The organism is Stenotrophomonas sp. P5_A8, assembly GCF_056400545.1.
The window spans coordinates 1-7930 of the sequence record NZ_JBFULB010000175.1; the positions used below are offsets into that span (position 1 = coordinate 1).

At 68.1% G+C, this 7930-nt stretch carries 9 protein-coding genes; 7 read left to right on the plus strand and 2 right to left on the minus strand.

What is annotated here, in order from left to right; genetic code table 11:
* On the plus strand, positions 1-2422 hold a 2422-nt coding region (locus AC1DQP_RS12875), incomplete at its 5' end, for a S9 family peptidase (protein ID WP_478051733.1).
* A 102-nt stretch (positions 2423-2524) separates the two neighbouring features.
* Here AC1DQP_RS12875 and AC1DQP_RS12880 read toward each other — a convergent pair.
* Complete coding sequence (locus AC1DQP_RS12880) at positions 2525-3502, minus strand: hypothetical protein (RefSeq protein ID WP_478051734.1); 978 nt, start codon at positions 3500-3502, stop codon at positions 2525-2527.
* Between the two features lie 142 nt (positions 3503-3644).
* Here AC1DQP_RS12880 and AC1DQP_RS12885 point away from each other — a divergent pair, with 142 nt between their 5' ends.
* Positions 3645-4322 carry an HAD family hydrolase gene (locus AC1DQP_RS12885; RefSeq protein WP_478051735.1) on the plus strand — a complete coding sequence of 226 codons (678 nt, stop codon included), beginning with the start codon at positions 3645-3647 and terminating at the stop codon, positions 4320-4322.
* A 62-nt stretch (positions 4323-4384) separates the two neighbouring features.
* Positions 4385-5167 carry an SGNH/GDSL hydrolase family protein gene (locus AC1DQP_RS12890; protein WP_478051736.1) on the plus strand — a complete coding sequence of 261 codons (783 nt, stop codon included), beginning with the start codon at positions 4385-4387 and terminating at the stop codon, positions 5165-5167.
* A 93-nt stretch (positions 5168-5260) separates the two neighbouring features.
* On the opposite strand, the gene AC1DQP_RS12895 is transcribed toward AC1DQP_RS12890, so the two are convergent.
* Complete coding sequence (locus AC1DQP_RS12895; protein WP_478051737.1) at positions 5261-5803, minus strand: thioesterase family protein; 543 nt, start codon at positions 5801-5803, stop codon at positions 5261-5263.
* A 70-nt stretch (positions 5804-5873) separates the two neighbouring features.
* Between AC1DQP_RS12895 and AC1DQP_RS12900 the strand changes: the two genes are divergently transcribed.
* The 4 genes from AC1DQP_RS12900 to AC1DQP_RS12915 all read left to right on the plus strand — a co-directional run.
* A complete protein-coding gene (locus AC1DQP_RS12900) occupies positions 5874-6458 on the plus strand; it encodes a TetR/AcrR family transcriptional regulator (protein WP_457319620.1) in 585 nt (194 codons plus the stop codon).
* 46 nt (positions 6459-6504) lie between these two features.
* Positions 6505-6885 (plus strand): VOC family protein, encoded by a 381-nt coding sequence (locus tag AC1DQP_RS12905; protein ID WP_478051738.1) that lies wholly within the window; start codon positions 6505-6507, stop codon positions 6883-6885.
* Positions 6882-7670: a hypothetical protein gene (locus tag AC1DQP_RS12910; RefSeq protein WP_256774510.1), complete on the plus strand. Its 789-nt coding sequence runs from the start codon at positions 6882-6884 to the stop codon at positions 7668-7670. The genes AC1DQP_RS12905 and AC1DQP_RS12910 overlap by 4 nt, the downstream gene beginning before the upstream one ends.
* A 2-nt stretch (positions 7671-7672) precedes the next feature.
* Positions 7673-7930: hypothetical protein (locus AC1DQP_RS12915; protein WP_478051739.1), on the plus strand; the 258-nt coding region annotated here is incomplete at its 3' end.

The window sequence follows — 7930 nt, forward strand, 5'->3', positions numbered from 1 at the left end:
CGCCACGCTCGGCCTGCTGGCTGCCGCGCCGGCCTTCGCCGGCTATGACAAGCCGCCCGAACACCTGCTCAAGGTGCTCAAGGCACCGCCGCCGCCCGTGCCCAGCCTGGACCCCAGCGGCCAGCGCCTGCTGCTGACCACCGCGCAGACCTATCCGTCGATCGAGCGCGTGGCCCAGCCCTACCTCAAGCTGGCCGGCGTGCGCCTGGAGCCGAAGAACCGCAGCCGCCACGACACCCAGGGCGGCTATGGCATTCCGGCGTGCGTGGCCGATTTCACCCTGGTCGATGTGGGCACCGCCAAGCACACCAAGGTGGYGCTGCCGCAGGGCTGMGCGGGTGCAGCGCAATGGTCGGCCGACGGCCGGCATTTCGCGTTCCAGAACGCGGTCGATACCGCGGTGCAACTGTGGGTGGGCGATGCGGTGACCGGCCAGGTCAAGCAGATTCCCAACGTACAGCTCAATCCGATCTTCGGCGGGACGGTGCAGTGGCTGGGCGGTGGGCAGAAGTTGCTGGTGAAGCTGGTGCCACCCAACCAGGGACCAGCGCCGTCCAGCGGCAACGGTGCGGGCGGTCCGGACGTGCAGGAGTCGCTGGGCAGCAGCGGCGAGAGCAGCACCTATGAAGCGCGCGATACGCTGACCAGCGCGCACGATGAGCAGCTGTTCGCCTATTACGGTGCATCGCAGCTGGCGGTGGTGGACGTGGCCGCCGGCAACGTACGCAATGTCGGCGCGCCGGCCCTGTACGACGGGGTCAATGCCGCCCCCGATGGCGTGCACGTGTTGACCGAAACGTTGAAGGCGCCGTTCTCGCACGCAGTGACTTACCAGCGCTTTGCCAATGACGTGGCCGTACTCGATCTGGGCACCGGCCGCAGCAGCCCGATCGCCAGCCTGCCGCTGGCCGACCGCGTGCCGGTGCATGGCGTGCCGGAAGGCCCGCGCGAGTTCGACTGGCGCTCCACCGATCCGGCCACGCTGGTCTACGCCGAGGCGCTGGACAAGGGCGACTGGAAGGTGACCGTGCCGCATCGCGATCGCGTGCTGGCGCTGAAGGCGCCCTTCACCGGCAAGCCGCAGGAAATCGCCCGTACCGCGCAGCGCTTTGAAGGCATCGCCTGGAGCGCCGATCCGGCGGTGTCGTTCCTGTTCGAGAACGACGAGAACCGGCATTGGCGGCAGACCCGCATCGTGGATGTGGACCAGCCGAAGAAGGAAGGCCGCCTGCTGTGGGATCTGTCCAGCGATGAGCAGTACGCCGACCCGGGCAACCTGGTGTTCAAGCGCCTGCCCAACGGGGCGTCGGTGGTCCGCCAGGACGGTGCGTTCGTGTTCCTGCGCGGGCAGGGTGCCTCGCCGCAGGGCGACCGGCCGTTCCTGGATCGCCTGGACCTGGGCTCGCTCAAGACCGAGCGCCTGTTCCGCAGCGACGCCGACGCCTACGAGCAGGTGCTGGGCCTGACCGCCACGCCCGGCCGCTACCTGACCTGGCACCAGTCGGTGATGGACCCGCCGAACGCCTTCGTGCGCCAGCAGGGCGAGCGTGCAGCGTCGGTCAAGGAGGGCGAGGCGCAGTTCGCCTCCACCGCCACCGCGCTGACCCGGCTCACCGACCCGACCCCGGAAGTGCGACAGATCCAGAAGCGGCTGGTGACCTACAAGCGTGCCGACGGCGTGGACCTGTCCTTCACCCTGTACACCCCGCCGGGCTACAAGGAAGGCCAGCGCGTACCGGCAATCCTGTACGCCTATCCGGCCGACTTCGCCAACGCCGCGCAGGCCGGGCAGGTGTCCGGGTCGCAGCAGACCTTCACCCGTCTGGCCCCGTACCGGCTGATGCTGCTGGCCGGCTACGCGATCATCGACAACGCCTCGTTCCCGATCGTGGGCGATCCCAAGAACGCCTACGACACCTATCTGGAACAGCTGGAGGCCGATGCCAAAGCGGCGGTGGACAAGGCCGTGGACCTGGGCGTGGTGGATCGCAACCGGATCGGCGTCACCGGGCACAGCCATGGTGGCCTGATGACCGCCAACCTGATCGCGCACACCACCCTGTTCAAGGCGGGCGTGGCCACCAGTGGCTCGTACAACAAGACGTTCACCCCGTTCGGCTTCCAGAACGAGCGTCGCTCGGTATGGCAAGCGCAGGACGTGTATCTGAAGGCGTCGCCGTTCTTCTATGCCGACAAGATCAAGCTGCCCCTGCTGTTGGTCCACGGCGAGGACGACGCCAACCCGGGCACCGAACCCTTCCAGTCGCGCAAGCTCTACCAGGCCATCCGCGGCAACGGCGGCACCWCGCGCCTGGTGATGCTGCCCAACGAGCCGCACTGGTACACCGCGCTGGAATCCAACGAGCAGTTGGTGTACGAAATGCTCAACTGGTTCGACACCTACGTGAAGAACGCCCGCTGACGTCGACCGCGGGGTGACTGCTTTGGTTGCAATGAATCGGCCGCCCCGCAAAGGGCGGCCGTTTCGCATCGTGCAGCGGCCACGCCAGCCGAATGCAGCGGCTCAAGCAAGCGGCAGTGCTTCGTAGGCGCGTGCAATACGATCGTGCAGCACCCGCACCGCTTCGGCCTTGGCATCCACCCGGCGTTCGTCGCCATAGGCACGCAGGAAACGGCATGCCGCGTGGCCCTGCGCCTTGTGCGCGTAGTCGGCTATCCACTGCAGGCGGCCGGGCAGCAACGCCTGTTCGGCTGACCACGCCGCGACCGGTGGGCGAATGCGCCGACGCATCCCCACCCGCCACGGCTTGGGTGTCAGCCGCGCACGGAAGCAATGCTGCAGCCGGCACATGCGCGCGTAGAGCGCGTCGGTCTGCAGGGCATCGAACAGGCGCTGGACGACAGGGTCATGGGCCGAGAAGGTGGCGTGCATGGCCAGCAGGCGCAGGCCCGCCGGGGTACGGTAGGCGCGCAGGTGCCAGTCGGGGTGCTGCCCGATGAACTGTTCGACACGGGCCAGTGCGCGTGTCTCCAGTTGTGCATCGCGATGATCGGCGTTCTTGACGGCCAGTACCACGGCGTTGACCGCGATGAGCGCCGCGCTGGCTGCGGTCACACCGGCCACCCAGTTCCATACGTTGCCGGCGGCGATGGYCACCCCTGCCCACAATACGCACGCCAGCAGGGTGGGAATGACGCAACCGGATGGCGCAGGGCGGTGGTCGATATCGGCAAAAAGCACGTCAGGGGTATTCAGGCACAGCGCGCCGTAACTGTTGCGGGTAATGACGACATCCCTGTGGCGTTCGACGATCTGCTCGCGGATCGGCACGCCTTCCACGCCATAGTTGGTACGGCGCTCCTGCCGCGGCAGCGGCTGGCCAGCGGCGATGGCGTGTAGCGCCTCCTGCACGCGCGCATCGGCGTGCACCTGCGCGGCCGCCACGCTGTCGTCGGACCAGCCGAAGCGGCGCACGATCAGCGGCTTGCGGTTGTGCCGGACTTCGCGCCGGGCTTCGGCCCAGTACTCGGGAACGATCATGACGGTCCTTGTCGTGGTGTTGGGAGTCGCGCCGAAGTCTGCCACGTAACGCGGCACGCGTGCTGTGCCGCGCAAAGCGGGATAGGCGCGACCCTCGCCCGCGCTTATGATCGACGCTTCCCCGCATTACGGAATGAAGCGGATGCCTGACGCGAACGACGCCGACGTGGTGGTCTTCGATTTCGACCTGACCTTGACCCGGTGGGAAACCGCGTCGCGTTTCTTCAAGGGCTTGCTGCGGCGCGCGCCATGGCGGTTGTCGATTCTGTTGCTCGCATTGCCGGTGCTGGGACCATTGCTGCTGGCCTCCCACACGCGGCGGCTGCCGACGAGGTTTGGCGTCTGGCTGGCGACCTTTGGCCGTAGTCGACACGCGCTGGAGGCGCTCGCAGCGTCACATGCCGAAGCCGTGTTCGATGGCGACGAAGTGCTGTTCATCGACGCCGCGGTGGCGCACCTTCGCCAACATCAGGCCGATGGCGCACGCGTGGTGATCGCCACCGGCTGCTGGGAACCGCTGGCGCGCGCGCTGTTGGCGCGCGGCGGCCTGGGCGATGTGCCACTGGTGGCGTCCACGCTGCGCCCGGCATGGGGGGGCTGGGTGAGCGACCAGCACTGCCTGGGGGCCAACAAGATTCCGATGCTGGCCGCGCGCGGTTATCCGCCACCGTGGGCGATGGCCTATACCGACCACCACGCCGACCTGCCGTTGCTGCGCAACAGCGCGCGGTGGTACCTGGTGAGCCCGAAGGCCGGCTGTCTACGCCGCATCGAGGATGCCTTGCAGTCACCGGCGCAGATACTGGATTGGCGGGTCTGACGCCCACACCGCCGCTGGCGCTGCGTGCTAGCCTCATCACGGCCACCATGGGAGAACAGACCATGCCGTCCACGTTGCACGCCGTCATCCTGGCTGCTGCGCTGTCCCTGCTGTCCCCGGCGGCAGGGGCGCAATCGCCAGCGATCAATCCGCTGCTGGTGAAGCCTTTTGATGCCCTCAGCGCGGAAGAGGTGCGCGGCATGCAGCAGCGCCTGCTCGACTGGCCGCAGTTGCAGCGCTATCGCGCCGAGAATGCCGCGTTGCCCGTCGCCGTGCCGGGCCAGCGACGCGTGGTGTTCTTCGGCGATTCCATCACCGAAGGCTGGGGCCGTACCGGCAGCGCGACGTTCTTTGCCGGCAAGGGCTACGTCAACCGGGGCATCAGTGGGCAGACCACCGCACAGATGCTGCTGCGCTTCCGCCAGGACGTGATCGCGCTGCAACCGGCGGTGGTGGTGATCCTGGCCGGCACCAACGACATCGCCGGCAACACCGGGCCGGCCAGCCAGGCGATGATCGAAGACAACCYGCACTCGATGGTGGAGCTGGCCAAGGCGCACGGCATCGCCGTGGTGCTGTCCTCGGTGCTGCCGGTCAGCGAGTACCCGTGGCAGCCGGGCGTGCAGCCGGCGCCGAAGGTGCGTGCGCTCAACGCCGCGCTGAAGCGCTATGCAGGGCAGCAGAAGCTGGTCTACCTGGATTACTACACGCCGCTGGCCAACCACGAGGGTGGCCTGGACAAGGCCTTGGCCGACGACGGCGTGCACCCGACAGCGGCGGGGTATGCGCGGATGGCACCGCTGGCCGAAGCGGCGATTGCCCAGGCGCTGCGCGCAGCGCGATGATGACGCGGTAGCGGCGGCGTCAGCGCGCTTTCACGACGGCGCGGAAGCCGCCTGCTCGGCGTCGCCGCCCGCTGCGGTCGGCCGTGGGCCTGCTCAGCCCTCGTCCTGCTTCAACGCCGCATCGGCAGCCAGCAACGCCTCGGCCGCCTTGCTCAATGCAGGCGAGGGCACATCCTCGGCACCGATGGACTGCATCATCCGTGGCATGTCCACGAAGCGGCGCTGGCGCCGATCATAGATGCCGGTGACCAGTAGCGCGCGGGTGGCGATTTTCTCTTCGCCCAGCAACACCCGCTGCTCCATGATCACCCGCGTGCCGACCCAGCCGACCAGTCGCGTTTCCAAGGTGAAGCGCTGGAATGGCTTGAGCTCGCGGCGGAACTGGATCGTGCCGGCGCCGACGATCGGTGCCCACTTCTCACGCAGCGCCACCCGCCCCAGGCCCATGCGCAGGATCAGGTCGAGGCGGCCCAGGTCGAAGATGTTCCAGTAGCGCCCATTGGTCATGTGCAGGTTGCTGTCCAGGTCGTTGGGCAATACCCGGAAGGCCACCCGCGACACCCCGAACGGTACGGCCAGTTTTGGGCGGAAGAGGCTGCACAGCAGCAGATGGAGCAGGCGGAACCAGAGATTCATGCTGACTATGACGACTGTAATAGGGCGGATACGCTAGGCTATGACGACTGTCTTAGCAAGGATCGGCGCCATGAGTCCACGTCCCAGCGATGCACCGCAACGCGTGGTCGCCGCCGCAGCGGAAATGCTCGCGCGGGTGGGGCTCAACGCCACCAGCATCCGCGAGGTGACCAAGGCCGCCGACGCGCCACTCGGCTCGACCTACCATCACTTCCCCGGTGGCAAGCAGGAACTGCTGGCGCGCGCCACCACGTTGGCCGGTGACACGGTGGATGCCCTGCTGGAGACGCTGCTGCAGGAGGGCGCTGCTGCGGGTATCGCGCAGTTCCTGCAGCTGTGGCGCGAGCGCCTGCTGCGCAGCAACTTCGATGCCGGCTGCCCGGTGCTGGCCGCGTCGGTGGAAGCGCCGGTGGAAGCCGTGCCGAGCCAGGCACGGGGCGCGGCGGCGGCGGTATTTGCACGCTGGGAACAGCGGCTTGGCAGCGCACTGACCGAAGCCGGCCACGCCCCCGCGCAAGCAGCCATGCAGGCGACCATGATCATCGCCGCCGTGGAAGGCGCGGTGGCGATGTGCCGGGCGATGCAGGACATCGGGCCGTTTGATCGGGTGGCTGCGCAGTTGCTGGCGCTGTGCGCATTGCACTCGCCACCGTAACTTCCTAACCTGCCCGCACTCCGCATCCCACGGCAAGGACGTCCGCATGCTGCATCATCTTTCACTTGGGGTCCGTGACCTGGCCGTGGCCGGCGCGTTCTACGATGCCGTGCTGGGCGCACTGGGCTATCGCCGTGTGTTCGAAGACGACACCGCGATCGGGTATGGGCTGGTCGATGATGAGGACCTGTTGTGCCTGAAGCTGCACGACGGTGCGGCCGCGCCTGGACCGGGTTTCCATCTTGCGTTCAGTGCGACCACGCGCGCCGCGGTCGAGGCCTTCCATCACGCCGCGCTGCTTGCCGGCGGCCAGGACAACGGTGCGGCTGGAGTGCGCCCGGACTATGGCGCCCACTATTACGCCGCCTTCGTGATCGATCCCGATGGCCATCGCGTCGAAGCGGTGACCAAGCAGGCGGATGCGTGAAGCGGCGCGTGCCACGGCCCAGCCGACCGCTGCTGCTGCCGTTGACCCGTGGCAGCGAAATCGCGCGTGCCCGCCAGCAGCTCCAACGCGGCGGCTGGCCGCGCCTGCAGATGGCGGCCATCGTGCTGGTCACCGCTGTGGCCGGGCTGCTGGCCTCGCACCTGCTGCGGATGGGCGGTATCGATACGATGCTGCTGCGCTATCCGCTGGCGGTGCTGCTGGCGTATGCCATCTTTCTTCTGCTGATGTGGGCATGGTTGCGCTGGCGCGGCGATGTGGCTGCCGATGCGGTGATCCCCGATGCCGGCGCGGTGGGTGGTTCGCCCAAGCCCGGCGCGGGACCGGACTGGTTCGGCAGCGGCGGCCGCTCCGGTGGCGGCGGTGCCTCTGCCTCGTGGGGCGAAGCGGCGGGGGCGAGCACGTCCAGCAGCGCCAGCGATGGCGCAGTGCTGGACCTTGCCGATGGCGAAGCAGGCCTGCCGATCCTCGCGCTTCTAGGTGTCGTGACGGTGGTGGCTGCAGCCCTGGTCGCGGCCAGCTGGGTGATCTGGTCAGCGCCGATCCTCATGGCCGAACTGCTGGTCGACGCGGCCATCGCCGGCGGCCTGTACCGGCGCATGCAGGGCATGCAGGCGCAGGGCTGGTGGCGGTTGTGTCTTGCCCACACCTTCTGGCCGCTGCTCGGCGTGCTGCTGTTTTTCGCCGCGCTTGGCTGGGTCGCGCAGGAAATCGCGCCGCACGCCAACACCTTGATGGATGTGCTGCAGACCTTACGGGATCGATGACCATGCCTGGGTTGACGACTTTGACCGCCTATCGCGCCGTTGGCGTGGGCGCACTGGTGGTAGGGCTGGCCACCAGCGGGGTGACCGCGCTGCTCACTACCCTGATGGGCGCGGTGATCCTGCCACGGTTGCTGGCACCCCTGCAGGCGCAGGGCATGCCGCTGCCATCGCTCACCAGTGCATTCGCCGCGGGCTACCCGCTGGCGTGGTTGGGGCCATTGGTGGTGTTGCTGGTCTGGCGCTTCGGCGGTGTGCACGGC

Excerpts from the sequence above, each read along its gene's own strand:
- AC1DQP_RS12900 (WP_457319620.1), top strand. The coding sequence starts at position 5,874 with ATGAGTCCACGTCCCAGCGATGCACCGCAACGCGTGGTCGCCGCCGCA.
- AC1DQP_RS12895 (WP_478051737.1), bottom strand. The coding sequence starts at position 5,803 with ATGAATCTCTGGTTCCGCCTGCTCCATCTGCTGCTGTGCAGCCTCTTC.
- AC1DQP_RS12905 (WP_478051738.1), top strand. The coding sequence starts at position 6,505 with ATGCTGCATCATCTTTCACTTGGGGTCCGTGACCTGGCCGTGGCCGGC.
- AC1DQP_RS12885 (WP_478051735.1), top strand. The coding sequence starts at position 3,645 with ATGCCTGACGCGAACGACGCCGACGTGGTGGTCTTCGATTTCGACCTG.